Origin of the sequence: Antricoccus suffuscus (assembly GCF_003003235.1) — a bacterium.
Classification (GTDB): Bacteria; Actinomycetota; Actinomycetes; order Mycobacteriales; family Antricoccaceae; genus Antricoccus; species Antricoccus suffuscus.
In genome coordinates this window covers 26,561-51,906 of record NZ_PVUE01000013.1, presented here as the reverse complement: position 1 = coordinate 51,906, position 25,346 = coordinate 26,561, and the positions used below count along the sequence as shown (strand labels likewise).

The following is a 25,346-nucleotide window of genomic DNA, read 5'->3' as shown; positions in this document are numbered from 1 at the left end:
GTTATCCCCTTTGTCTGGGTGAAGCTTGGGTGGAGTTCGCGTGCTTGGCGCCGACGAGCTCGAGCTCGCGCGCGAAATGGCAAACGGCCGAATGACCGGGTGAGCCCGGCTGAACTGCCGGCGGTGGGGTGGAGCAGATCTCGGTGGCGTAGCGACATCGGGTGCGGAAGCGACAGCCTTCGGGAGGATGCAGCGGGCTAGGTAACTCACCACTGAGCACGATCCGCTCGGTGGTCCGCAGGCGGGACGGCAGGGCTTGTGGCTCGGCCGACAGCAATGCCTCGGTGTAGGGATGTAGCGGTTTGCCGATCACGTCGGCAGTGTCGCCGTACTCGACGAGTTGGCCCAGGTACATAACGCCGATGCGGTCGCAGACTCGTGCGACCACGCCGATGTCGTGTGAGATAAACAGGTACGCGAGTCCGCGCTGTTCTTGGATATCCACCAGCAGGTTCAGAATGTCCGCTTGGATCGATACATCGAGAGCAGAGACAGCCTCGTCACAGATCAGTATCCGTGGGTCAAGGGTGAGAGCGCGGGCGATATTTACCCGCTGCCGTTGACCGCCGGACAGTTCGTGGGGCCGGCGAGAGCCCTGGCGGGGGCTCAGCCCAGTCAGGTCGAGCAGTTCGTCCACGCGGCGCTGGATCTCACGGCGGGATAATCCGCCCCGGACAATCAGCGGTTCCGCGATGGATGCGCTTACGCTAAGTCGCGGATCCAGGGCCTCCATTGGGTCCTGGAAGATCATTTGTATCTGGCTGGCGATACGCCGACGCTGCCGTGACGACAGTGTGTCGATTCTCGTCCCATCAAGGTGGATCTCTCCGGTGTGCACCGGCGCTAGTCCGATGATGGCCCGGCCCAGCGTGGACTTTCCTGAGCCGGACTCGCCAATGATGCCGAGTGTCTTTCCGGGCTGCAGTTCGATGGAGATGTCGTCTACGGCGCGTAGCACTCGCTTGCCGCTCATAGTGAACTGGACGCTCACTCCGCGGGTATCAAGCAGATCAACCACGTTGGCCCCCGCTCTCTACTGCTTCGGTTGGAAGAACGGCTCCGGTCAGATTGAGGTCGTCGGCACGAATGCAGCGCACGAGCCGATCTGCGGGGTAATCGCGCAGCGGTGGGTGCACTGCACGACACGCATCCTCGGCGAAGGAGCACCGCGGCTCGAACAGGCAGCCGGCAGGTAGCTCGTCGGGTGACGGTACTCGTCCCGGGACGCTCTGGAGACGTCGTCGCACCGGGTTCGTACTTGGAATGGCCTGGATGAGTCCGGACGTGTAGGGGTGGAGCGGCCGTTCAAGAACGTCATCGACGGCTGACATCTCGACGATCTCGCCGGCGTACATAGTCATCACTCGGCTGCACAACTCGGACACCACGCCCAGGTCATGTGAGATGAACATGACCGCGGTGCCGTGGTCCTTCGAAATATCGCGAATGAGGTCGAGGATCTGGGCCTGGATAGTCACGTCGAGGGCGGTTGTCGGCTCGTCGGCGATGAGTAACCGGGGTTCACAGGCGAGCGCGATCGCGATCATGACTCGCTGCCGCATTCCACCGGACAGTTGGTGCGGGTAGTCGCGATATCGCTTCGAAGGTTCAGGGATACCCACGCTCTCCAGCAGATCTGTCGCCTGCTTTTTAGCGGCAGACCTACTCACTTCTCGGTGGGTGCGGATCGTCTCCGATATTTGATTGCCGATAGGAAACACAGGGTCGAGGGCAGTGAGCGAGTCTTGGAAGATCATCGAGATCTCGTTGCCGCGCAACCTCCGCAGCTGGGCGGGTTCGGCGGCGAGTAAGTCGGTCCCGGCGATTCGTGCGGTTCCCGTGACCCGGCTAGATTTTTCGGGGAGTAGTCCGAGAAGTGCCAGTCCGGTGACCGATTTTCCGCTCCCGCTCTCGCCCACAAGCCCGACGATTTCGCCCTCTGTCATTGAGAACGAAACGTTCTCGACGGCGCGCGACTCCTCACCGTCACGGACGAAGTAGACGCCCAGGTCGGTGACCTCCAGCAGCGGGACCGTGGATGTAGAGGTTGGCGCGTGGGCATCAGCCATCGTGGACAGTTTGCTCACGAGTGATACCTAATTCGGCGAGGACCTCCGCGGTGTGCTCGCCTATCTGTGGGACGACGAATCGGTTCGGATCGTCGGTCAACCCGACGGGAGCCACTGGTCCGGGGACTAAGAACGTCTGGCCGGCAGGGGATCGAACCTCTACGACGCCACCGGAGTCGGTCTCGATTGCGTGATTCGCGTATTCGGCTGGGGACTGGACCGGACCGCACGGGATACCGTACTCAGCGAGAACTTCCTTAATTTCCAGCCGGCTTCGGATTGCGCACCACTGGTTGATCTCGCGCTCTACATAGTCGCGCATCTCGTATATTGCTGATTCGTATGAGACGTCAGAGGCCCAGTCCTGGCGGCCGATCGCATGGCAGAACTTCTCCCATTTCACGGTCCCGATTGGTGAGAGGAATACGATTCCGTCGCTCGCCTGGAATGTATTGCCGAAAGAAGAGGCGATTCGGTTTCCCAAGGGCTCGGGCGGTTCGCCCGCGACTGATGTCCCAATCGCGTGCGCGGACACAGAAGCGTAGGAATTGAGCATGCTGATGTCGACGAATCCACCCTCGCCGGTCGCCTTTTGGCGATAGAGGGCGAACATCAGGCCGAGCGCGGCGTGGTAACTGGCCACGTGGTCGGCGACGAAGGCCGCCGCCAGGATGGGGCCGGACTCCCGTGTCCCGGAGAACGACGGCACACCGCTCATCGCCTGGATGATGCCGTCGAGCGCGCGCAGGTCGCGGTCTGGGCCGGTGGACCCAAATCCGGTGATGTGAGCCATTACGATTGACGGGTTGAGTTCCTTAAGGACCTCGAATCCCCAACCGAGGCGGCGCGGGACGTCGACCGTGTAGTTGGTCAGGACCGCGTCAGCGCTCTTCACCAGATCGTGCAGGATCTGGAGGTCGCCCGGTGTCTTCAGGTCGAGGACGATGCTGCGTTTGCCGCGGTTATGGCAGGAGAAGTAGACGCTCTCGCTGTTTAGTTGCGGGTACGCCTCTCGGGCAAGTTCTCCACCCGGCGGCTCGACTTTGATGACATCCGCGCCGTGGTCGGCGAGGATCTGTCCGCACTGCGGACCGGAGATTGCATGAGTCAATTCGATGACTCGGGTTCCGGCCAAACTGGAATGAGCGCTCACGCTTTCGTCCTCACTACCTTCGTTGTGCACGTTGCGGCCCGTGCATGTCTCGTGGCCTCTGCGCGGTGCCGTCGGGTCCAATTCGCTTGGGATCGGCGTAGCCCGGACGCTATCGGCGGCTGGGTTTACCCCGATAGAGGGAAGCTCCCCCAAGTGACACCTCGGGGTGAGGATTAGGGATCTCCCTGCAGCGGAAGTGCAACCCTATTTCCAGATGCTGCTTGTCGCTGCGCAGGCATAAGTACGCACCCAGCGGTGCTCGGGCATGTCTAGAACAAGGGACTGAGTTGATGCCAATAGGGAGCCGGCGTCTTTTATTGGGAGCGCATCTGGGCATAGCGTCAACTCAATCGATAGCCAGGATTGGCGTGCGTCGGCGCACGATTGGCTTTTCCGGAAGGTGTGCTTTGTTGATGAACGGCCAGGACGACATCGAAGAAATTGCGCGTCGGCGCAGACTCGCCGAAGGCATGGGGGGTCCCGAAGGGATCAAACGTCAGCACGATAACGGCAAACTGACGGTGAGGGAGCGTATCGAGATCTTCGCCGACAATGGAACATTCCGCGAGACTGGATACCTTGAGGGAAATGCAACGTACGACGGCGCACGGCTTGCCTCATTTGTGCCCAAAGGCGAAGTCAATGGTAGTTGCGAGATCGATGGTCGTCGGGTGTTTGTCAGCGCCGGAGACTTCACAGTCCGGGGCGGCTCGGCCGCCGGTATCCATGGAGGACTTGGTACCGAACTCCGAGTCGCGCAGCGCGCACTCGAATGGCGGCTTCCATTCGTTCGGCTTCTCGACGCGAGCGGCGGTAGCGTGAGTAGTTTTCTGGAGATGGGTCGCACATATCTCCCGGATGGAAATACATGGACTGCCACGGAGGTCGAGCTGCTGCAACATGTTCCCGTGGTCTCCGCAGTGATGGGCTCGGTTGCGGGTCTACCGGCGATCAACGCGTGTTTATCGCATTTCAATGTGATGCTTCGGGGGACCGCCCAACTGTTCCCGGGGGGCCCGCCGGTGGTGAAAGCTGCGCTGGGAATCGATATCCACAAAGAGCAGCTCGGAGGTTCGGACCTGCATACCCGGCGCAGTGGCGTCGTGAACAACGTCGCGAACAGCGAGAAAGATGCGCTACAGCAAATCCGCACGTTTCTCTCTTACCTGCCATCCAACGTCTATGAGATGCCGACTCGGTCATCGTCGGTCGCACCGCGGCGTGCCGCGACTGATCTACGGGGTCTCGTACCCGATGACCCACGCCGCCCGTTCGACGTTCGGACGCTCATCGACGCGGTCGTCGACGAGGAATCCTTCTTTGAGATTTCGCCCGATTACGGCCGATCACGAGTCGTAGGACTTGCTCGGGTGGACGGCTACCCAGTTGGCCTTATGGCCAACAACCCTAAGCACTTGGGAGGTTCAACCGACGTCGCTGCCGGCAAGAAAGCGATGCGGCTGATCCAGTTGTGCGACCTGTTCCACCTGCCGCTTGTGTCCCTTGCCGATGAGCCCGGCTTCATGGTCGGGCCCGCGGTGGAGCTAGAGGGTATTGAGACCGCGGGAGCGCAGCTTGTGTGGACGACGGTCAGCAGCCGAATGCCCTGGATCACGTTCGTCATACGGAGGTTGTACGGCGTCGCCGGCCAGTGCCACCACCGGCCGTCCGGCATGTACCGGAGGTACGCGTGGCCAAGCGCTCGCTGGGGATCGATGCATATCTCGGGTGGTACGGCAGCGGCGTTCAAACGTACGATCGCCCAGGCCGCCGACCCGGAGGCGAAACTGCGGGAGCTTGAGGCGGAACTTCAAGGCATCGCGTCGCCGTTCCGTACCGCGGAGGCAACCGGCCAAGACTTGATCGATCCGGCAGAGACTCGGGAACGTCTGGTTGAGTTCGTTCGCGATGCGCAACGGGTTCTCGCAACGCAGGTCGGCGTTCCCGCAATGCCTTTCCGGCCGTGAGTACCGATTCAAGCCCTACTCGTCGTATTCCGAGAGTTGACCTGGGTCTGCGGGAATGAACCTGCCGACAAGATTGATCGTTGCCGATAGAGGCGAGATCGCGTGCCGCATATTTGAATCGTGCCGGAAGCTCGGCATCGGCACTGTAGCGGTGTATTCGGCGGCTGAAGCCGAGTCGAAGCACGTGCGGATGGCCGACATCGCGATATGTGTGGGGTCCGCCGACCCCGGAGATTCCTACATGAATCGTCAACGTGTGTTGGCCGCGGCTATTGACTCCGGCGCGGATGCGGTCCATCCCGGATACGGGTTCCTGTCGGAGGATCCCCAGTTCGCGCGTGACGTTATCCGAAGCGGCTTGACATGGGTGGGGCCATCGCCGGACGTAATTGAGACGTTGCGAGACAGGATTCGTGCACGGGCATTGATGGAGGCTGCTGGCGTTCGGGCTGTACCGGGGCGGAAGTTGCCGTCGGGTGATTCTTCCGCCCGGGCGCCCGACTGCGGCGACATCGGCTATCCGCTCGTCGTAAAGGCGGGACGGGGCCCCAGAGGCACGAAGATTGCAAGGTCTGCACGCGATCTGGATTTTGCCCTTGTAGCCGCACGTGCCGACCGGTCACGGATGTCGACTTCGGACCCTATAATCGCGGAGAAATATTTCGAACACGCCAGGCACATCGAAGTTCAAATCGTCGGGCTGCGCTCCGGGCACACTGTGGCATTGGGCGAACGCGACTGTTCAGTTCAGCGCCAGCATCAGAAAGTATTGGGAGAGACTCCGGCGCCGAGGCTCGAGGACACGCAGCGTGATTGGCTGTACGAGACCGCCGTTCGTGTCGCGCGCGCGGTCGACTACCGAGGTATTGGAACGGTGGAATTCATCCTTAATGTGGAGTCCCGCGAGTTCTATTTCCTTGAAATGAATACCCGATTGCAGGTGGAACATCCGATCACCGAGATGGTGACCGGACTCGACCTTGTTCACGAGCAACTCCTGCTCGCGTCTGGAGAGCCTCCTTCGGTCGGCGTACTGGTACCGACTAGACCCAGCGGCCACTCAATGGAGTTCCGAATCTATGCGGAAGAACCTATCTACCTCGGCCCCAGACCCGAAAGGATTCGAGAATGGATCGAGCCTGCGGCGGGTGGGATCAGGGTCGACTCCGGCTACGAGGCAGGGGACGCGGTAACGGCCGATTACGACCAGTTGCTCGCCAAGATCGTCGTCTGGGGCCGAGACCGTGCCGAGGCGATGTTCCAGTTGCTCTCCGCGGCGCGTCAGTTCCGAATAGGGGGACTCGGACACAACTTGCCGTTGGTGACCGAGATCTTAGGCACCGACGATTTCTATACAGGCAACTATGACACTTCGCTGCTGACTCAAATCCAGCAGTGACCAACACGGGAAATGTGAGGATCGAACGGTGATTGAAGTACGGGCAGAGATGACGGCAAACGTGTGGAAGGTCCTGGTCGCACCGGGGGAGGAGGTGGAAATGGGCAGCGAATTGATCATCCTCGAATCGATGAAAATGGAGATACCTGTAGTCGCCGAGGAGACTGGCGTAATTAGCGCACTCGAGGTAGTCGAGGGCCAGTCGGTGGCCGAGGGCGATGTCTTGGCTGTCATCAAGTAGCCCAATGCGTAGACGGGTCTTGCGTTCTGGCTGGCGCATGGGGAAAAGCGGTCAGACCGTCGGTCGAAGCGTGCAGCGGGCAGCAACTCGGCCCGGTTTACATATTTCGCTCCGGTCAAACCTAGCTGCCGCGGTAAGCAGGCCTCCAGAAGCAGCGTAGTCATGTCGGCGCCGGAAGGTGGCGATTGTTCTCGTACGGTGACGTGGGTTCGGTCGATGGATCGGCGTATCTGTCCACCATGTACGGGCAATTGGCGTAGATGCCTGTGATCCGCTGAAGCCACCTCAAGGGACCAATTGTGCGGGTTCGCGGGCGCGGATCCGGATCAGGATCGCGATGCTGAGGCAGACAACGAGCAGTGCGAGGTTCATCCAGGCCACGCCGTTCCAGCCTCCGGCGTGCCACGCGGTGCCGGCCGTCGTGCCGAACACTGATGAGCCGAGGTAGTAGCTGAATAGGTACGCCGCGGATGCTGATCCGACGGGCATTGCGTTGGTGTGTGCCCGTTTCGCTACGGCGCCGGAGGCGGCGGCGTGTACGACGAAGAAGCCGATCACGACCATGGTTACTGCGATGACGAAGATCCACAGTGGGGCGGCGAAGCTCAGTGTGGTGCCGATGATGGCGATGATGGCGCCGAATCGGTCAGTCCTCGCCAGCGCCAGATTCACCAAGCGGGCCATTCGGATTGCACGCTCAAATTCCGACACCTGTCGCCTTGGCATATTGAGAGGTCATCGTTTGACTTCGCGTGCGGGCGCCGCGATACCGCCGGAGTGTAGAAGTAAAGAACTGTTCTGCGAAGTCTTGATCGCCGACATCGAGGGTGGGCCGGTAGAAGTAACTCCGCAATGTCCGATTGCGGTTGGTCATCTGCTGGCGCCTTGCGGGCGGGTGGAGCCTAGACGCGACCCTGCTCCTTGTATCCGACGAGGTCCAAAGCAAGACGCTGATACCGCTCGATGATTTGCCGCTTCGATTGGTCCGTCTATGGGAAACGACCCTTGTGATATCCCATCGCTGACGACGCGTTCGAACATCCGCTGTTGACCGTCGCGCAACGAAACGACAAGTCTTCGCGATGTTCGGTCGAGGCTCCACAGCTCAGAGTTCCCGATCAGGCTCTCGAGCGGATATGTTGCGTGTCGGCGGACATGGTCTCCCACGATCGCCCTGAACTGGGCAGCAGGATGTTTGGGCGTCTCGAATAGTGCTTGTTCTGTAGCTTCCAGCAGGCTTGCTCTGCCGCGGCTGATGATCGCGACGAGCAGTTCGTGCTTCGATTCGAAATGGTTGTAGATAGTGCCAGGACTAATTTCGGCGGCCTTCGCGATGTCTCGAATGGATGTTCCGTGGTATCCAAACCGCGCGATCACCACGATGGCGGCTTCGAGGATCTTCCCGACGTTGGGCCTGTCGTCGGAGCGTTCGAGAGAACACGTTGCCGGCGGGAGTCTGCCGTATGCGACAGTGGCCCGGGCAGTGGGTTCTTTCATGTCATCCGATCGGCCAATGAACGTTGGGTCATGACACATCAAGCCGTGACTCTCGAATAGTAAGATAATCTCGATATATCTGAGTATTGTCGGCTGAGCGGAAGATCCGTTACAGTCTGACCAAACGTTCATTTCGTGAAGCCGGTCATCGTGTCGAGCTGATGAGTGCGCGCCGGTAAGGAGACCGTCGCTGCCGCGAAACGAAACTCGCGTAGCGAGGGCCTGGAGGGAGATAGATGCTGGCTATCGAAACGATGGTGGTGTCCCGGCGAATGCCGCACGAAGCGTTCCTAGCGCGCTGCGCTACGAAGGCTCCGCAATGGCCTGTTCTGACGTTTCGAAGATGTGCACATCACCTGCGGGCTATTGGCAAATTCTCGCTAACTTCCACCTACTAACACAGGAGCTACTAATGGATTTCGATATCCCGAAGGAACTGCAGGACTATCTGGGTGTGCTTGATGACTTCATTGAGAAGGAGATCAAGCCGCTGCAGGAGCAGGACGACAACAATCGCTTCTTCGATCACCGTCGCGAGGACGCGCGCACTGACTGGGATCGCGACGGCCTGCCGAACGAGGAGTGGGAGCAGCTGCTGGCCGAGGCGAAGCGCCGCGCGGATGCTGCCGGTCACCTGCGGTACCCGCTGCCCAAGCAGTACGGCGGGCAGGACGGCACGAACCTGGGCATGGCGATCATTCGCGAGCATTTCGCCAGCCAGGGGCTGGGTCTGCACAACGACCTGCAGAACGAGCACTCCATCGTCGGTAACAACGTTGGACTGCTGCTGATGCTGAACTACGGCACCGAGGAGCAGAAGGAGGAGTGGGTCGAGCTGTTGGCGACCGGCAAGCGGGGCTTCGCCTTCGGCATCACCGAGCCGAACCACGGCTCAGATGCCACCCACATGGAGACCACCGCCGTGCGCGATGGTGACGAGTGGGTGATTAACGGTGAGAAGACCTGGAACACCGGCATCCACAAGGCGCAGTACGACATGATCATGGCCCGTACGTCGGGCAAGGCTGGTGACGGCGACGGCATCACCGCGTTCTTGGTGCCGACCAACTCCGCGGGGTTCAAGGTCGAGGAGTACCTCTGGACCTTCAACATGCCGACCGATCACGCGCATGTCTCGTTCAAGGACATTCGGGTGCCGCACTCGTCAATCTTCGGCGGCGAGGGCAAGGGTCTGCAGGTCGTGCAGCACTTCTTCAACGAGAATCGGATTCGTCAGGCGGCATCCAGCCTCGGCGCCGCGCAGTACTGCATCAATGAGTCGGTGCAGTATGCCAAGGAGCGTAAGCCGTTCGGTAAGCCGCTGGCGACCAACCAGGCCATCCAGTTCCCGTTGGTGGAGCTGCAGACGCAATGCGAGATGCTGCGCGCGTTGATTCACAAGACCGCGTGGGCGATGGACAAGGATGGCGCGTTCAGCGTGTCGGACAAGGTCTCGATGTGTAACTACTGGGCGAACCGCCTGGTGTGCGAGGCCGCCGATCGTGCGATGCAGGTGCACGGTGGCATGGGCTACTCGCGGTACAAGCCGTTCGAGCACATCTATCGTCACCACCGTCGCTACCGGATCACCGAAGGCGCGGAGGAGATCCAGATGCGTCGCGTCGCCGGCTATATGTTCGGCTTTATGAAGCAGCAGGCACCTAAGGGCGTCACCGGCTAGCCCGGGACCGGAACGGCCCGGGTCTGACAGTACGGCGAAAATGACCCGGGCCGAACCGCGGTGTCTGCGACGGCACGTCGCGAATGACCGAATGTATCTGCGGAATATTTAAAGATTGTGGGCCAGTTGCAGACCGGGGCGCGGCCACTGGACTTTGTAGAGACGACCGTAACCCGACGAAGTCACGTACGCCGTACGCAGATCAGGGCCGCCGAAGCAAATGTTTGTGACAAATGGGTCCGCGCCCGGTACGACGACCTGCTCGAGAAGTTCGCCTGCGGGACTGATGACGCTGATAGCGGACGTGATTAGCGTTGCGACGCAGACGTTGCCATCGCCGTCCACTCCCAGCGAATCCAGCAATTGGAACTTGTCGAAGCCCCAGAGGAGCGTCGCGCCGGAAGGTCCAATTCCGGTGCCAGTTGCCTGGCCGGGTTGAGGTACATCCCACGACCAGACGCGCCCGGTGTGAGTCTCGGATACATAGACGCGATCCCCGTCCGGGGACAGACCCACGCCGTTGGGGGTCATGAGCGGGTAAACCACTTCTTGGATCTGGCTACCGTCTGCTTTGGCGTAGTAGAGCCCGCCTCGGTCCATGTCCCGGTCGCGAGTCTTTCCTAGATCGGTGAACCAGAAACCGCCATGCTGGTCGAAAACGATGTCGTTCGGTCCCAGCAACGGGTGATCACCAACTCGGTCGTAGAGAGTGACGACCTTCCCGGTGTTCGGATTAACCCGCTGAATCCGCCCGCCGATGTAATCATCGGGTTGCTGGCCAGGCGCGCTCATCTCGCCGATCTCATGCCACTGGAACCCGCCGTTGTTACACACGTAGATCATCCCGTCCGGGCCGATCGCGGCGCCGTTTGGTCCGCCGCCGCAGTCGGCTATACGGGTCACCTCGCCGGCTGGGGAGATGCGGGCGAGAGTTCCGCTTTTGATTTCAACGACGATCACATCACCGTTCTCGGTGGCGATCGGGCCTTCAGGGAAATTCAGGTTGTCTGTAACTAGTTCGAATTGACTCACTCTGTGCTCCTTGTCCTTAACGACTGGGGCGACTCGGCTGAGTGTCCAGTGCTGCGCCTCCCACCTATCGATCGATCCGCGACCTTGGCGTATGAATGCTGGAGCGAGTAACTGCACGTTAGGGCTGAACGGGCGCTCAGTCAACATCGGCGAATCGTTGCGATACCGCGCTGTGTCGGGAACTAGTTCCGGATTTCATCGCGGCGCAAGGTGGCTGGTGACGCTGACGCCTGGCGTGGCGGCGATAAATTTAGCGGGCGTTCACTACGACAAACGGAGACGAGCATGGAACCACACCTGGCTAACATCTACGAGTCGATCGCGGACGCCGTCGGCGACCGACCAGCCCTCGTGCACGGCGAGCTCACCCGGACGTGGTCCGAGCTGGATCGACGTTCAGCGCAGATCGCTGCGGGCTTGAGCTCTGCCGGTCTCGGCGTGCAGTCGAAGGTCGCGTTCTTCCTGTACAACGGGCCGCAGTACGTCGAAGCGCAACTTGCCGCGATGAAGGCGCGGTTCGTGCCGGTCAATATCAACTATCGCTACCGCGACGCCGAACTCGCCTATTTGCTGGACAACTCCGATGCTGAGGCGCTGTTCTTCCACTCGTCGCTCGCGGCTACCGTCGATCAAGTGCGCGAGCGGATGACCAGAATGAAGGTCTTCGTTCAGGTCCCGGACGACGACACACCGCTGCTGGACGGCGCGGTGGACTACGAGAGCTTCGCCGCGGCGTACGAGCCGATGCCGCGCATCCACCGTTCCGGTGACGACATCTTCTTGCTGTACACCGGCGGGACGACGGGGCTGCCCAAGGGCGTGATGTTTGCGCTCAGCTCGTGGGCCGAGACGTTCCCGGTGGCAGCGCTAATGCTGGCCGGTCGCGACCCGGAGACCCCGCTGGACAAGCTGGCGTCGGTGGTGGCCTCGATGGAGCCCGAGGAGCGGCTCGCTACGTTGCCCGCCGTACCGCTGATGCACGGCACCGGTCTGACCTACGGCGCGCTGCTGCCTCAGACGCTTGGTGCCGCTGTGGTCACGTTGACTAATCGCTCGCTGGACGGGCACGAGCTGCTGCGCGCGGTCGAGGCTAATCGGGTAACCACCATGTCGATCGTCGGGGACGTATTGTCCAAGCCGATCATTCGGGCGATCGATGAGGGCGCAGACGGTCGCGCGTACGACTTGTCCAGCCTGCGCAATATCTACTCGTCGGGCACAATGTGGTCGTCCGAGGTCAAGCAGGCGCTATTGCAGCGGATGCCGCACATCGCGCTGACCGACATCATGAACGCCAGTGAGGGCGCGATGGCGACCCAGGTGACGACCGGGGAGGGTGGGGCCGCGACGGCACGGTTCATCCCGAACCCGACTACCAAGGTCTTCACCGATGACAATCGCGAGGTCGTTCCCGGATCGGGCGAGGTCGGCCTGCTGGCAGCCGGGGGCCGTGTCCCGGTCGGTTACTACAAGGACCCGGTCAAGACGGCCGAAACCTTCCGGGAGATCGATGGCGAGCGCTACTCGTTCCCCGGTGACATGGCCACGATCGAGGCGGACGGCACGATCACGTTGCTCGGTCGCGGCAGCCAGGTGATCAACACCGGCGGCGAGAAGGTGTTCCGTGAGGAGGTCGAAGAGGCCGTCAAGCGCGTCCCGGGCGTACGCGACTGCCTCGTGGTTGGCGTTGCCGACGAATCGTTCGGTCAAGCCGTGAGCGCGGTCGTCGCCGTAGAGGACGGCGCCGTGGTATCCCGCGAAGACATCGTCGGCTTCGTCAAGAAGGAGCTCGCCGGATACAAGGCGCCGCGACATGTCGTGTTTGTCGGCGATGTGCCTCGGGCGCCCAACGGCAAAGCCGACCACAAGACCGCGAAGGTCGTGGCCGAAGCCGAGCTCGCGGGGCAGCGCGGCCGGATCTGCGGCTAATGCTGCGGATCCCGGGTCTAATGCCTTGAGGCGATGATGATCGCGAGTACGTCAACGTCGTCGGCGCCCTTTTTGAGCCGCACCTGTCGATGTAAACGGCGGCAGCGATCAGGAGGACAACTGTGCGGGTTCTCGGGCGCGAAGCCGGATCAGGATCGCGATGCTGAGGCAGACAACGAGCAGGGCGAGGTTCATCCAGCCCACGGCACTCCAGCCTCCGGCATGCCAGGCGGTTCCGGCCGTCGTACCGAACACTGATGAGCCGAGGTAGTAGCTGAATAGGTATGCCGCGGATGCTGATCCGACGGGCATTGCATTGGTGTGTGCCCGTTTCGCTACGGCGCCGGAGGCGGCGGCGTGTACGACGAAGAAGCCGATCACGACCACGGTCACCGCGATGACGAAGATCCACAGTGGGGCGGCGAAGCTCAGTGTGGTGCCGATGATGGCGATGATGGCGCCGATCGGGATGATGGAGTGGGCGCCGATGCGGTCGGACCATCGTCCGGCGAGGGCGGAGGCCACTGAGCCGATCGGGTAGGTCAGGTAGATGAGGCCGGCGAGGCCGACCGGCAGGAGGTACGGCGCGCTTTCGAGCCGGAAGCCGGTGATGTTGAACATCGCGACGAATGCCCCCATCACGGTGAAGGAGATCGCGTTGTAGCCGAGGAGCACCGGGTCGCGTAGGACGATTTTGTAGGCGCGCGCTGATTCGGTCAGTCCTCGGCTGGTGGAGTGGAAGTTGCGGGAGGCGGGGAGTACGACGACGACCAGGACCGCGCACGCCAGGGTGAATACTGCGGTGCCGATCAGGGCTAAGTGCCAGTCGCCGAGCTGGGCCAGGCCGCCGGTGATCAGCCGCCCGCTGAGTCCGCCGAGCGCGTTGCCGCCGACGTACAGTCCGGTGGCGCGCGCATGGGATCCGGCGTGTACTTCTTCACGTAGGTAGGCCATCGCGACGGCGGGGAAGCCGGCAAGGGCGACGCCGGTCAGGGCCCGCATGATCAGCACGAACGTCCAGTTCGGTGCGACGGCGCATAACGCGGTCAGCAGTGAGGACCCGATCAGGGCCCACCGGATGACTCTCGTGCGGCCGATGGAATCGGACAGCGGGCCCAGAAACACCAGACCGACCCCGAGGCCGGCCGTGCACATCGAGATGCTCAGCGTCGACTGGGCGGGGGTGATGTCGAAGGCGCGGGTGAACTCCGGCAGCAGCGGCTGCAGGCAGTACAGCAGACCGAAGGATGCGAGGGAGCCGGCGAACAGCGCGAGTGACACACGCCGGAAGCCGGCCTCGCCATGCCGGTAACCGTCGAATGCCATTGCTTAACAGTACGAAACACTTTTCCGCGTCTCGCGGTCACCCGGGCTAGGACGTTGCTAGGTGTTGCAATAGCCGACGGGAGTGTGAGTGAAGTAACTTAGGTGCACTAGTCGCCGAGCCCAGGGGGAGCCCGCCATGCCCGACACCATTGCCGACCTGTTCCGTGCCACCGCCGCGCAGCGCCTCGACCAGGTCGCGTTTCGCTCATTGCCCCGCGACGGTCAGGAAGGACTCGCCTACACCTGGGGCGAACTGCGCCAGGAGGTCGACGTACTCGCCAAGGGACTTCATGAACTCGGCGTGGCACCCGGTGACGTCGTCGCGCTGATGCTGCTCAATCGGCCCGAGTTTCACCTATGTGACCTCGCCGGAGTGATGCTCGGGGCCGCGACGACCTCGATCTACGTCACGCTCGCGCCAGAGCAGATCGAGTACGTCATGAACGACGCTGAGGTCAAAGTCGTGTTCACCGAACAGGCTTTTTTGCCGGTCATCCAGCAGGTCCGCGCGAACGTTCCGTCGATCCAGCACGTGATCGTGATCGATGGCGAGGCGCCCGACGGCGTACTGAGCCTCGACGAGGTACGTGAGCGGGGGCGCCATAGCGACTTTGATCTCGACGCGTCCGTCGCGGCCCTGGATGTAGGCACCGTCCTCACCCTCATCTATACCTCGGGTACGACCGGCGATCCCAAGGGCGTGCAGCTCACGCACGGGAACGTGACTGCGGCGTTCCGCGCGACCGAGGGCCGCACCGTATTCCCGGACCCGTCCCGGCTGATCAGCTGGCTTCCGGCGGCGCATGTCGCCGAGCGGATGGCGCATCACTATCTGCCACTGAAGTTCGGCTCGGAAGTGACCACCTGCCCGGATCCGCGGCTGGTCGGCGAATACCTGCCGCTAGTGCGCCCGACGTGGTTCTTCGCCGTACCGCGTGTGTGGGAGAAGATGAAGTCCGCTCTCGAGGCGGCACTGGCCGCGATCCCGGGCGAGCAGGGTGAGCAGGCCCGTGCCGCGGTGCAGGCCGGCATCCAGAAGGTCAGGCTCGAGCAAGCCAAGCAACCGGTGCCAGCCGGGCTCGCGGCAGCGGTCGAGAAGGCCGACGCCGCGCTGTTCGCCGGCCTGCGTGCGCGCATCGGGCTGGACGCGGTCGAGGTAGCGAACGTCGGAGCCTCGCCCGTGCCGCCCGAGGTGATCGAATTCTTCCTCGCGATCGGCGTACCACTCGGCGAGATCTGGGGGATGAGTGAAACAGCTGGCGTCGGTGCATCGAACCCGCCGGAGGATATCCGCGTCGGGACGGTCGGTACGGCGCCTAACGGTATCGAGGCCAAGCTCGGAGAGGACGGTGAACTGCTGGTGCGTGGCGACGCGATCATGCTCGGCTACCGCAACCGACCCGAACAGAACCGCGACACGCTCGTGGACGGTTGGCTGCACACTGGGGATATAGCGACGATCGACGACGACGGGTACATCACGATCGTCGACCGCAAGAAGGAGCTCATCATCAACGCGATGGGCAAGAACATGTCCCCGGCATTGATCGAGTCCCGGCTCAAGGCCGCGTCACCGCTGATCGGTCAGGCCGTCGCGATTGGTGACAACCGGCCGTACAACACCGCGTTGATCGTGCTCGATCCGGAGTCCCTGCCGGTGTGGGCGACCGCGGAGGGGATCGACGCCTCCACCCCGGAGGAGCTCGCCAAGGACGAACGGCTGCTGGCCGCGATCGATACGGCGGTACACGACGCGAACGAGCGGCTAGCTCGCGTGGAGCAGATCAAGAAGTACACGGTGTTGCCGCACGAGTGGGAGCCCTCCGGTGACGAGCTGACCCCGACGATGAAGCTGCGCCGCCGCCCGATCTCGCAGAAGTACGCCGACCAGATCGAGGCGATGTACGCCGCGGGTCGGTAGGTTGGCTCAGGCTCAGGCCTGGGCGGCGCGTTTGCGTTCTTCGCGGGCTTTGAGGTGGCGCTCGGTGATGTCGCGGGCGATCGCCACCGACCCGGCGGTCGAGCCGTCGGATCCGGTCACGACGGCAAACGACATCTCGACGTACAAGGGGCGGTCGGGTTCTTTGTGCAGTCCGCGGGTCAACCGGGCGCGTCGTCCGCCGGTGGTCGCGCCACGCTCGATCGCGGCGTTGAACCCCTTCCAGTGCGCCGGGCGCAGCTTCTCGGGAATGATCAGGTCCAAGTTCTGGCCGATCGCGTCCTCACCGGAGAAGCCGAAGACCGCCGTCGCACCCTCGTTCCACAGGCGGATGGTGCCGTCCCGATCGGCATAAATGACCGCGTCGGCGATCGCGGCAAGGATCTCGATCGCCGGTAACTCGTTAGCGTCGGTCATCTGCGCTCCTTCGTCTTCCGTTAACAGATCAGCATCGGCTTCCACTTTGCGGCTCACGCCGATGATATCTACGCGAACGGGCCGACGAGAGGGCGAGTGTCAGGCGCGGGGAGTCAGCCTGACCATGCACGTAGTCCTCGACCGGTCCTAGCAGGACTGCGCGTCCGCTCATTGTTCCAATTAGTCAAATATGTTTAGTACTGTAGAAATGCGATTGCACCGAAGTAGCAGCAAGCGGGCCAAGCCGTTTAAGGGCGACGGTGCGAGCGGAACGCGCCGAGCAGCGGAAACTGTGTGTCAGTCTGCGCCCGGGTCGGCAGCGGATTGGCTCGGCAGCACCGACGTAGCGTGTAAGTCTTGTGGGATCGGGTGGGCGAATGGAGCTGAGAGCGGCATGGACGACGAGCATCGGATCGATCTAGGGGTGGCGTTGTTCATCCCGTACCGATACACCGAGGACCGAATTTTTCGGGCCCTCCAGGATGCCGGGTTCGACGACTGGACCCTTGCTCAGTGTCGGGTGTTCCAGCGCATCGCCCCCGACGGATCGCGCCTCACAGACCTCGCTGACCAGGCACAAATGAGTAAGCAGAGCGCCGGCGTACTCGTCGATCAACTGCAGCGTCTGCGTTACGTCCGTCGGGTCGCCGATCCAATGGATGGCCGCGCCCGGCTGATCGTGTTCGAAAAACGTGGTCTGCGGGCGGTCAAGGTGGCCAAGGCGACTCTCGACGAGATCCTCGTGGAATGGGAGGCCTATCTGGGCACCCGCAACTTCACATTATTGCACCAGATCCTGGATCAGCTCCGCGAGATCACCGATCCCTACGGTCGATAGACCGGTCGCGCCGAGTCGCGCGCCCCCTGAGTCCCGTTTGGTGGTGCCTTCGAATTCGGCGTTCGTCAGCACGCGACGGCCGAATTGACATAGTCAACATTATTGACTAATATTCAAGCAATGGTCCCGGAGAACTTCCGAGGCGGGCGAGTGCCGCGGGAGGAGTCGCGCTACCACAAGTTCGAAGCCTGATAGTCGGCTCGCCACACGCGCCTGGTACTCAATCCCGATGCACCGCCGCGCGTACGCCGCTCCTAACGGCCTCACCGAGTCGCGCCACTAGTCGGGCACCGTGCCCACGGTCGCGACACCAACACCCCCATTCATCCCTCGATAGAAGGCGAAAGATCATGAAGTTTCTTGTCCTCGGAGCCACCGGCCGCACCGGCATACTCCTCATCCAAAAAGCACTCGACCAGGGACACCAGGTCACCGCGCTCGTTCGAAGGGCCGACGCCACCGTCGATCCGCGCGCTCAAATCGTCAGCGGCGATGTCACCGACGCCGCCGTGATCGCGGACGCAGCCCGCGGACACGACGCGATCATCAGCACGCTTGGGGTGAAAAGTGCCCGCGAAACGCCCACGCTGATCACCGACACCGTTCGTGCAGTCATCGCATCGGCGAAGACGTCAGGTGTTGACCGTTTCGTTGTCCTGTCTGCGTTCGGAGTCGGCGACTCCCTCGCCAAAGCCTCATTCCTCGTGAGCCCCATATTTCGCACCCTGCTTCGGAAGGTCTACGCAGACAAGGCCGCGTCCGAAGTGCTCTTGAAGGCCAGCGATCTGAAATGGACGCTCGAATACCCCGGGGCGTTGAACAACCGAGACAGCGGCCGTTACGCCGCGGTTGCGCTCGAGAAGGTGACAAAGTTGCCGATTTACCCCACCACATCTCGCGCAAACGTCGCCGATTTCCTCCTGCGCGCCGCGGTGGAAGGAACCTTCATCGGTCAGACGGTCGTCGTTACCGACACCAAATAGGTCGCCGATGCAAAGACCCAAAGCACCCGAGCTGTAAGAAACCCGATTTGAGTCGACTCGTCAGTCGTGCAGGTTGATCATGATCAGCAGCGCATTGAATAGGGTCTTGGCGCATTCCTTCTCGCGGTTGGGGTTACGCACTACCACTTGAGCCATGCGCATTGTGGCGCCTACGTGCAAGTGAACGATCTCCTGCGCCGACAACCGCGGGCTCGCTCGCCCCTCGGCGGCCAGACGCTCGATGAATTTCCTATGGCGGTTGCCGGGCCGGCCGAGTACGTCGTCGAGGAGTTTCGCGAACTGTGGGTCGCTGAGCGCTTCGTGCGCGATGACGGTGAGTACGCCGTAATGACGAACCCACTGATTGAGATACTCACTAGTTGTGCGCTGCAGGATGGTGCGGGGATCATCGCCTGCGTTCTCTTGTGTGGCAAGGACTTCGTCCCGCACGGACTCGGCGACGGTCCTGAAGATTTCGTACTTGGAGTCGAAGTAGGAATAGACAGTCGGGCGAGTCACGCCCGAGGCCTCGGCGATCGCGCCGATACTGGTCTGCGCATACCCCAGTACGGCGAACACCTGTTCCGCGGCCTCCGCGATCGACCGTCGCCGGTCCTTCATTTGAGGGCGATCTTCAACGACTGAGATATCAACGCCCTGGTGTCGGCCGGATCGATCACGTCATCGATCTCATAGACAGCGGCGATGTTCGTCGCTTTGCCGGTCTGATACATGTCCTCGAGTAGTTCGTTGTAGCGTTGTGCCTGCCGCTGTGGATCGGTGATCGCTTCCAGCTCCTTTCGGAACCCGAGGCGTACGGCGCCCTCCAGTCCCATCCCGCCAAATTCTCCTGTCGGCCACGCGACCGTGAACAGCGGCGTCAGAAGACTGCCGCCAGCCATCGCCATCGCGCCTAATCCATATCCCTTACGTGTCACGACCATGATCTTAGGCGTGGTCAGCCGCGCGCCCGCGACAAAGAACGCCCCGAACCGCCGGACCGTCGCGTCACGCTCCGAGTCGGGCCCGACCATGAACCCTGGCGTGTCACACAAACTCAGCAGCGGGATCTTCATGTCTTGGCACATGGTGAGAAAACGAGTCGCCTTGTCCGCCCCCTGCGCGTCAATCGCACCGCCAAGATGGTGCGGATTGTTCGCGAGGATCCCGATGGTCGTGCCGTCTACCCGAGCCAGCGAGGTAATCATCCCTACCCCGAACCCTTGCCGCAGCTCGATCAGCGAACCCGGATCGACCAGCGTGTCGATTATCGGACGCATGTCGTAGCTACGTAAGCGGTTCTCGGGCACAAAATGCCGCAGTGTTCGCTGATCGGCCGGCGATTCGCCGGACGCCTCATCCAGCCGCGATGAGGTCAGATGCTGCAGCACTTGACGGCAGCGTCGTACGGCCTGCACTTCGTCGTCGACGACGATGTCGACCACACCGTTGGGGTATTGCACCCGCATCGGCCCGATGTCGCGGGGATCGTGTACGCCGAGCCCGCCGCCCTCGATCATCGCCGGACCGCCCATGCCGATGCTGCTGTCCTTCGTGGCGATCACAACGTCGCAGGAGCCGACGAGCGCGGCATTGCCGGCGAAGCTGTAGCCGGCGACGACGCCCACGATGGGGACTTTGCCGACCATCGCGGCGAGCAGCAGAAACGTCTCGCCGATCAAGCCCGGCCCGTTCGGTTTGTCGGTGTCCCCGGGTCGTCCGCCACCGCCTTCGGCGAAGATGACGATCGGCAGCTTGAGCTGGTCTGCGACCCTGAACAGCCGGTCCATCTTGCGGTGGTTCGTGTAACCCTGCGTCCCGGCAAGCACGGTGTAGTCGTAGGCAAAGACGGCGATCGGAGTACCGCTGACCATGGCGGTGCCTAGCACGATGCCGTCCGCGGGGGTCCGTTCGATCAAGTCCTGTTCGGTACGCCGGCGGCGTTGCGCGGCGATTGCCAATGACCCGTATTCCACAAACGATCCGGGATCGACTAGGGCGTCGATGTTTTCGCGGGCGGTACGTCGCCCTTGCCGGTGTCGAGAGTCGACGACGGTCGGTCGTCCCTCGTCGAGCCCGATCCGGTGACGCTCGATCGACTCGGCGAGATCCGGCCGGATCGTCTCGAGGTCAATCTCGGCAGCCACACTCTGTGCGCCGATCTCGTCGGTGCCGGGAAGCAGCCACACCACGACGTCGTCGATATCGATGAGATCGCCGATCTCGCGGGTGATCGCGGTGACGACGCCACCTCGGTCGGCGGTAATCACGTGCTGCATCTTCATTGCTTCCAGGATGCACAGCTCGGTGCCGACGCCGACGTCGTCGCCCTCGCGGACCGGTATCTCGACGATAACGCCCTGCAGGTGCGATCCAGGCCCGAAGGCGTCCGGTGGGACGTCCACCGTGAACTCGGCTGCCGGGGCAGCACTTTGCCCGCGCTCGTCCGGTTCGGACTGGCTCGGCGGGAGTCCCTCGAGGATTTCCTTGAGTTGGTCGTCGACGTAGGACGTGGTGATCTGGCCGGTGACGAACTGCTCGCCGGCGAGCAGCGCCTGCAACACCGGAAGGTTTGCCGGTACGCCGCGGATCTTGAAATCGGCAAGCGCGCGGGCGAGTTTGTCGCGGGCTGCAGCGATGTCGCGTTCGGTGACGATCACCTTCGCGAGCAGTGAGTCGTATCGCGGACTAACCACGGATCCGGGTTGGCCATGCGTATCGACGCGGACGTTGCGACCGAGCGGCGGCTGAAACGTCGTCAGCTGGCCGGTGCCGGCATGCACGGTGCCATCGGGACGCAGGACTTCGGCGTTCACTCGGGCCTGAATCGCCACCCCCGTTGCAGGCGGTGTCTCGTCTAGACCGAGGGACGCGAGGGATTCGCCGTCTGAGATCCGCAGCGCCGCCTGTACCAGGTCCAGCCCGGTGGTTGCTTCGGTGACGGTGTGCTCGACCTGTATCCGCGGGTTCACCTCGAGGAAGAAATAGTCATCGTCCTGCACGAGGAACTCCACGGTCGCGAGCCCGGAGTAATTGCCCGAGCCGATCATGCGGATCGCCGCCTCGTGCAGGCGCCCGCGCGTAGCGGCACTTGTCCAGACGGCAGGCGCGACCTCAATGAGTTTCTGGCGCCGGCGCTGGACACTGCAGTCACGGTCGCCCAGCACGACGACGCCGCCCTGGCCGTCGGCGAGCACTTGGACCTCGATATGACGGGCACGGTTGAGGAGCTGCTCGACGTACAGATCGGCGCGCCCAAAGGCCATGGTGGCCTCGGCGGAGCACCGGGCGTACGTGCCCTCGAGGTCGCCCGGTTGCAGGACCGGCGCCATTCCTCGGCCGCCACCGCCAGCCAAGGCTTTGACCATGACGGTGGCGTCGGGTCCAAGCCGGCGGATGAAGTCCTCGGCCTCGCTTAGTGTGGTGGCGCCCGTCGTACCGGCGAGGACCGGTACGCCGAGCTCGCGCGCCACCGCGAGGGCGCTCGACTTGTCGCCGAACCGTTCGAGGGCGTCGACCGACGGGCCGACAAACCCGATCCCGGCGCGGTCCAGGCTTCGCACGAAGTCGGGGTTCTCGGACAGAAATCCATACCCCGGATGCACTGCATCGCAGGACATCTCAACAGCCACCCGCGTGATTGCCTCGATATCCAGGTACGCCGATGCGCCGGACCCTCGGAGCTGCACGAACTCGTCGCCACGGTCAGCGTGAAGGCAACTGGCATCATCCTCGGGTGCGATCGCGACCGTGGCGATTCCCATCGCGGCGGCCGATTCGATGACGCGGACGGCGATCTCGCCGCGATTGGCAATCAGGAGCTTATGCACGACGACCCTCCCGCGTGATCGTGATGCCGGCCGCTTCCCGGTCCCACACGTCCTGATTGGCGTCGGCGTCCCTGAGGAGGTGCTTCTGGACCTTCTGTGTCGGCGTACGCGGCAGGGACGAGGCAAATTGCAGATATCTCGGCACCATGAAGTACGGCATCCGATCGACGAGGAACTCAATGAGCTCGACCGGATCGATTGACTGTCCTTCTCGGGTGACGATGACGGCCTTGATGTCATCCTCGGTGAGGTCCGACGGTACGGCGACGACCGCGCTCTCATACACCTGCGGGTATTCGTTGATGACCTTCTCGACCTCGAAACTGGAAATGTTCTCGCCCCGCCGGCGCAGCGCGTCTTTCATCCGGTCGACGAAGTAGAAGTGTCCGTCGTCGTCGGTCTTGAAGGCGTCACCGGTGTGGACCCATCCATCCACGATCGTGTCAGCGGTCTTGTCCGGGAGGTTGTGATATCCGTTCATGACCATCAGCGGGTCGTCGGGCTTCACCCACAGTTCGCCGACCTCGTCTGGCTGTACGTCGGCGCCAGCGGGGTCGACGACCCTCAGTTGATACCCGTCACGGGCCCGCCCGGCCTCGCCCGGCTGCAGGGACTCCCACGAACCGGTCATCACCCCGCCGATCTCGCTCATCCCATAGCCCGTGCCGATCTCGATGCCGAACCGCTCGGCAAACCCCAAGACGTCGGACGCGAGCGGGTGCATCGTGGCGTACTTCAGGGGATTGTCCGCGTCGTCGGCCTGCGGGGGTTGCTGCTGCAATATCTCCGCCATGGCGCCGAGCAGCGTGGTGTAGGTGATCTTGTTTTCGCGTACGACGGACCAGAATTTGCTCGCCGAGAAGCCCGGCTCGATGACGCAGGTGTTTTGGTGGATCAACGACTGATAGCACCCGACCCACTGTCCAGCGAGATGAAACATCGGAAGGGTCACGAGGACCCGATCAGACGGGCTCGGTCCCCGCGGCCCATCTTCTCGTGATGAGTAGGTATAGGCGTGCACATGGGAGATCTCGACGCCTTTGGACATCCCGGTCGTGCCCGAGGTGTACATGTACGCGATGAGGTCATCATGCCGGTTCGGCCGAGATTCCAGCGGGTCGGCGCTGACGACCTCATCGAGACCGATGACTCTGAAGCGTTCGCGCAGCCGATCTGCCGCGGAGATGTCACCGCGCACGACCAACGTGCGAAGATTTGTCAGCTCTTCGGCGACTCGTTCGACGCGTTCGGCATACGTGTCTTCCACGATCGCAATCGAGGTCTGTGCATCGTTCAGCACGTGGCTCAGGAAATGGCCTTTGTGCGCCGTGTTGATGGGCACCTCGATAGCGCCGCCGAGGGTGATGCCGGTCCACACGTGCATGGCGTCCATTGAGTTGTCCAGCATGAGGGCGATCGTCTGCTGACGTTGCGCGCCGAGCTGATGGAGCCCGCCGGCGATCCGCATTGCATGCTCGTAGCTTTGCGCAAACGTCCATGCGTCACCACCCGCGACGTGCGCAATATTGTCCGGGCACGTCTTCAGGGCCTTGTCGAATGCACTGCTGAGGGTTCGCTTAGAAATCGGTGGCAACTCACACATTGAGCTATAGATCCCTTACATAGATGGGTAACGGCGTACGCCGGTGACGACGTGCAGTCTGCGCGCGCACCATGGGCTGTGCGGTTCAAGCGCATCATAACGATAAATGATTGTTGGAAAGTTTCTCATTCCGGACTTTACTCCACTGTAAGGTTTGCTCTACATTGATCGCAACCCCGGACACGAAACGAGCGCGCGCGGCGCACCTAGCCGGGTTCTTGAAAGGAAGATCGATGTCGAAATCTCGATCACGCACAGGAATGCTGATCGCTGTCGCATGCGCCTTTGCTCTTGCCCTCACGGGCTGCTCAGGAAGTTCGGGCAGTGACGACGATGGGCCAATCAAGATCGCTTCTATCGCGCCGATGACCGGACCGTCGGCCGTATACGGCGAGACAGTCGTGGCGACGTTCCAGCACGTTGTCGATAAGGTCAACAAAGATGGCGGGGTCGAGGTAACCGGTAAGAAGCGAAAGCTGAAGCTGAGCGTTTACAACGACGAAGGCAAGGCGCAGGGAGCCGTAGCGGTCAGCCACGAGGCACTCGACGACGGAAACTCAATCATTCTTGGCCCGTTCAACTCTGGATCGACCTCGGCAGTTCAGCCATCGATGGGGAAGTCGGATGCAGCCTGGCTGCTCTACTCCGCCACCGTCGAGGGCGCTACCGCCAACCCGAATGTCTTCCAGACGGCGGGGGACCAAGATGCGGCGAACAAGGGGCTTGTGGACTATCTCGACGCGCATCCTGATCTGAAGCGGATCGCTGTGATCACCGACCAGACGCACACGGCGCTCATGGGGTCGCACGACGAGCTGATCAAGCAGATCAAGGGCGCAGGCCGGGAGATTGTCGCCGACCAGGCCGAGAAGTTGGGTGACACCGACTTCAATTCACAGGTCTCGGAAGTTATCAGTGCCAAGGCCGATCTGTACATCCTGCGGGCGAATCCGACCGAAGCCGCGCTCATCACGAAGCAGATGCGCCAATTGGGCGGCACGATGGAGATCATGTGGGTCGCCACGCTGACCAACGCCCAACAATTGAAGATCATGGGCGGCGAGGACTACATGACCAACGTGACGCGGTCCTCCCCGGCGTACAGCTTGGACACGTTCGTCGCGGACGGTAATCCGACCGCCGTCGCGCTGAACAAGGCGCTGGGTGACAAGGCAGGTGGCTACAGCGCCTTCGCCTACGACGCCATGATGACCGTCATCGCGGCACTCGAGAAGTCCGACGGGGTAGATAAAGAGTCCTTGTCCAAGGCGCTTGCGGGCCTCAAGGCCGACGAGCTCGACAAGACCACCTTGAACCAGTTCACCCCACAAGCCAAGGGACTTGTCTTCAAGGACCGCCGCGTGAGCGTGCCTGCCATAACCGCTGTCTGGCAGATGGGAACGGGTTGGGTCGTTGTCAAAGACACCAAGTAAGACGCCGAG

At 62.3% G+C, this 25,346-nt stretch carries 20 protein-coding genes; 9 read left to right on the top strand and 11 right to left on the bottom strand.

Features of this window, described 5'->3' with window-relative positions; translation table 11 throughout:
• Position 1: 1 nt before the first annotated feature.
• The 3 genes from CLV47_RS14705 to CLV47_RS14695 are packed head-to-tail and all read right to left on the bottom strand — an operon-like array spanning position 2 to position 3,222.
• Positions 2-1,018 (bottom strand): ABC transporter ATP-binding protein, encoded by a 1,017-nt coding sequence (locus CLV47_RS14705; RefSeq protein WP_202862604.1) that lies wholly within the window; start codon positions 1,016-1,018, stop codon positions 2-4.
• Positions 1,011-2,087 (bottom strand): ABC transporter ATP-binding protein, encoded by a 1,077-nt coding sequence (locus CLV47_RS14700; protein WP_202862603.1) that lies wholly within the window; start codon positions 2,085-2,087, stop codon positions 1,011-1,013. The genes CLV47_RS14705 and CLV47_RS14700 overlap by 8 nt, the downstream gene beginning before the upstream one ends.
• Positions 2,062-3,222: a CaiB/BaiF CoA transferase family protein gene (locus tag CLV47_RS14695; RefSeq protein WP_170111095.1), complete on the bottom strand. Its 1,161-nt coding sequence runs from the start codon at positions 3,220-3,222 to the stop codon at positions 2,062-2,064. Before CLV47_RS14695 ends, CLV47_RS14700 begins: the two co-directional genes overlap by 26 nt.
• A gap of 413 nt (positions 3,223-3,635) precedes the next feature.
• Between CLV47_RS14695 and CLV47_RS14690 the strand changes: the two genes are divergently transcribed.
• From CLV47_RS14690 to CLV47_RS14680, 3 genes are read left to right on the top strand one after another with little or no spacing between them, the layout of a single operon-like run.
• Positions 3,636-5,189, top strand: coding sequence for an acyl-CoA carboxylase subunit beta (locus CLV47_RS14690; protein WP_170111094.1), 1,554 nt, complete (start codon positions 3,636-3,638; stop codon positions 5,187-5,189).
• A gap of 55 nt (positions 5,190-5,244) precedes the next feature.
• The gene (locus tag CLV47_RS14685; RefSeq protein WP_106349817.1) at positions 5,245-6,588 is read left to right on the top strand and encodes an acetyl-CoA carboxylase biotin carboxylase subunit; all 1,344 of its coding nucleotides are present in this window, start codon (positions 5,245-5,247) and stop codon (positions 6,586-6,588) included.
• Between the two features lie 28 nt (positions 6,589-6,616).
• Positions 6,617-6,829 (top strand): biotin/lipoyl-binding carrier protein, encoded by a 213-nt coding sequence (locus CLV47_RS14680; protein WP_238145450.1) that lies wholly within the window; start codon positions 6,617-6,619, stop codon positions 6,827-6,829.
• 285 nt (positions 6,830-7,114) lie between these two features.
• Here CLV47_RS14680 and CLV47_RS14675 read toward each other — a convergent pair whose 3' ends face one another.
• Together CLV47_RS14675 and CLV47_RS22790 are read right to left on the bottom strand one after the other, a co-directional pair.
• Positions 7,115-7,513 (bottom strand): MFS transporter, encoded by a 399-nt coding sequence (locus CLV47_RS14675; protein ID WP_106349815.1) that lies wholly within the window; start codon positions 7,511-7,513, stop codon positions 7,115-7,117.
• 186 nt (positions 7,514-7,699) lie between these two features.
• Positions 7,700-8,326, bottom strand: a complete 627-nt coding sequence (locus CLV47_RS22790) for a TetR/AcrR family transcriptional regulator (protein WP_420313797.1) — start codon at positions 8,324-8,326, stop codon at positions 7,700-7,702.
• A gap of 412 nt (positions 8,327-8,738) precedes the next feature.
• Here CLV47_RS22790 and CLV47_RS14665 point away from each other — a divergent pair, with 412 nt between their 5' ends.
• A complete protein-coding gene (locus CLV47_RS14665; RefSeq protein WP_106349813.1) occupies positions 8,739-10,007 on the top strand; it encodes an acyl-CoA dehydrogenase family protein in 1,269 nt (422 codons plus the stop codon).
• 108 nt (positions 10,008-10,115) lie between these two features.
• Here the strand turns inward: CLV47_RS14665 and CLV47_RS14660 are convergent, their stop codons facing one another.
• Positions 10,116-11,039, bottom strand: coding sequence for an SMP-30/gluconolactonase/LRE family protein (locus CLV47_RS14660; RefSeq protein ID WP_202862602.1), 924 nt, complete (start codon positions 11,037-11,039; stop codon positions 10,116-10,118).
• 285 nt (positions 11,040-11,324) lie between these two features.
• Between CLV47_RS14660 and CLV47_RS14655 the strand changes: the two genes are divergently transcribed.
• A complete protein-coding gene (locus CLV47_RS14655; RefSeq protein ID WP_106349811.1) occupies positions 11,325-12,968 on the top strand; it encodes an AMP-binding protein in 1,644 nt (547 codons plus the stop codon).
• A 108-nt stretch (positions 12,969-13,076) separates the two neighbouring features.
• On the opposite strand, the gene CLV47_RS14650 is transcribed toward CLV47_RS14655, so the two are convergent.
• Positions 13,077-14,294: an MFS transporter gene (locus CLV47_RS14650; protein ID WP_106349810.1), complete on the bottom strand. Its 1,218-nt coding sequence runs from the start codon at positions 14,292-14,294 to the stop codon at positions 13,077-13,079.
• 136 nt (positions 14,295-14,430) lie between these two features.
• On the opposite strand from CLV47_RS14650, the gene CLV47_RS14645 reads away from it, so the two are divergent.
• Entirely contained in the window at positions 14,431-16,215 is a 1,785-nt protein-coding gene (locus tag CLV47_RS14645) for an AMP-dependent synthetase/ligase (RefSeq protein ID WP_106349809.1), read from the top strand.
• Positions 16,216-16,227: 12 nt separating this feature from the next.
• Here CLV47_RS14645 and CLV47_RS14640 read toward each other — a convergent pair whose 3' ends face one another.
• Positions 16,228-16,650: a PAS domain S-box protein gene (locus CLV47_RS14640; protein WP_106349877.1), complete on the bottom strand. Its 423-nt coding sequence runs from the start codon at positions 16,648-16,650 to the stop codon at positions 16,228-16,230.
• Positions 16,651-17,044: 394 nt separating this feature from the next.
• Here CLV47_RS14640 and CLV47_RS14635 point away from each other — a divergent pair, with 394 nt between their 5' ends.
• Both CLV47_RS14635 and CLV47_RS14630 read left to right on the top strand, forming a co-directional pair.
• The gene (locus CLV47_RS14635) at positions 17,045-17,488 is read left to right on the top strand and encodes a MarR family winged helix-turn-helix transcriptional regulator (protein WP_106349808.1); all 444 of its coding nucleotides are present in this window, start codon (positions 17,045-17,047) and stop codon (positions 17,486-17,488) included.
• Between the two features lie 350 nt (positions 17,489-17,838).
• Positions 17,839-18,471 (top strand): NAD(P)-dependent oxidoreductase, encoded by a 633-nt coding sequence (locus tag CLV47_RS14630; RefSeq protein ID WP_106349807.1) that lies wholly within the window; start codon positions 17,839-17,841, stop codon positions 18,469-18,471.
• 60 nt (positions 18,472-18,531) lie between these two features.
• On the opposite strand, the gene CLV47_RS14625 is transcribed toward CLV47_RS14630, so the two are convergent.
• The 3 genes from CLV47_RS14625 to CLV47_RS14615 are packed head-to-tail and all read right to left on the bottom strand — an operon-like array spanning position 18,532 to position 23,904.
• Positions 18,532-19,092, bottom strand: coding sequence for a TetR/AcrR family transcriptional regulator (locus CLV47_RS14625; RefSeq protein ID WP_106349806.1), 561 nt, complete (start codon positions 19,090-19,092; stop codon positions 18,532-18,534).
• Positions 19,089-22,301, bottom strand: coding sequence for an acetyl-CoA carboxylase family protein (locus tag CLV47_RS14620; protein ID WP_106349805.1), 3,213 nt, complete (start codon positions 22,299-22,301; stop codon positions 19,089-19,091). The genes CLV47_RS14625 and CLV47_RS14620 overlap by 4 nt, the downstream gene beginning before the upstream one ends.
• Positions 22,294-23,904 (bottom strand): AMP-binding protein, encoded by a 1,611-nt coding sequence (locus CLV47_RS14615; protein ID WP_106349804.1) that lies wholly within the window; start codon positions 23,902-23,904, stop codon positions 22,294-22,296. The genes CLV47_RS14620 and CLV47_RS14615 overlap by 8 nt, the downstream gene beginning before the upstream one ends.
• 233 nt (positions 23,905-24,137) lie before the next feature.
• On the opposite strand from CLV47_RS14615, the gene CLV47_RS14610 reads away from it, so the two are divergent.
• A complete protein-coding gene (locus CLV47_RS14610; RefSeq protein WP_106349803.1) occupies positions 24,138-25,337 on the top strand; it encodes an ABC transporter substrate-binding protein in 1,200 nt (399 codons plus the stop codon).
• Positions 25,338-25,346: the final 9 nt, after the last annotated feature.

Excerpts from the sequence above, each read along its gene's own strand:
- CLV47_RS14645 (WP_106349809.1), top strand. The coding sequence starts at position 14,431 with ATGCCCGACACCATTGCCGACCTGTTCCGTGCCACCGCCGCGCAGCGC.
- CLV47_RS14625 (WP_106349806.1), bottom strand. The coding sequence starts at position 19,092 with ATGAAGGACCGGCGACGGTCGATCGCGGAGGCCGCGGAACAGGTGTTC.
- CLV47_RS14610 (WP_106349803.1), top strand. The coding sequence starts at position 24,138 with ATGTCGAAATCTCGATCACGCACAGGAATGCTGATCGCTGTCGCATGC.
- CLV47_RS14615 (WP_106349804.1), bottom strand. The coding sequence starts at position 23,904 with ATGTGTGAGTTGCCACCGATTTCTAAGCGAACCCTCAGCAGTGCATTC.
- CLV47_RS14675 (WP_106349815.1), bottom strand. The coding sequence starts at position 7,513 with ATGGCCCGCTTGGTGAATCTGGCGCTGGCGAGGACTGACCGATTCGGC.
- CLV47_RS14685 (WP_106349817.1), top strand. The coding sequence starts at position 5,245 with ATGAACCTGCCGACAAGATTGATCGTTGCCGATAGAGGCGAGATCGCG.
- CLV47_RS14640 (WP_106349877.1), bottom strand. The coding sequence starts at position 16,650 with ATGACCGACGCTAACGAGTTACCGGCGATCGAGATCCTTGCCGCGATC.
- CLV47_RS14650 (WP_106349810.1), bottom strand. The coding sequence starts at position 14,294 with ATGGCATTCGACGGTTACCGGCATGGCGAGGCCGGCTTCCGGCGTGTG.
- CLV47_RS14635 (WP_106349808.1), top strand. The coding sequence starts at position 17,045 with ATGGACGACGAGCATCGGATCGATCTAGGGGTGGCGTTGTTCATCCCG.
- CLV47_RS14630 (WP_106349807.1), top strand. The coding sequence starts at position 17,839 with ATGAAGTTTCTTGTCCTCGGAGCCACCGGCCGCACCGGCATACTCCTC.
- CLV47_RS14690 (WP_170111094.1), top strand. The coding sequence starts at position 3,636 with ATGAACGGCCAGGACGACATCGAAGAAATTGCGCGTCGGCGCAGACTC.
- CLV47_RS14665 (WP_106349813.1), top strand. The coding sequence starts at position 8,739 with ATGGATTTCGATATCCCGAAGGAACTGCAGGACTATCTGGGTGTGCTT.
- CLV47_RS14655 (WP_106349811.1), top strand. The coding sequence starts at position 11,325 with ATGGAACCACACCTGGCTAACATCTACGAGTCGATCGCGGACGCCGTC.
- CLV47_RS22790 (WP_420313797.1), bottom strand. The coding sequence starts at position 8,326 with ATGAAAGAACCCACTGCCCGGGCCACTGTCGCATACGGCAGACTCCCG.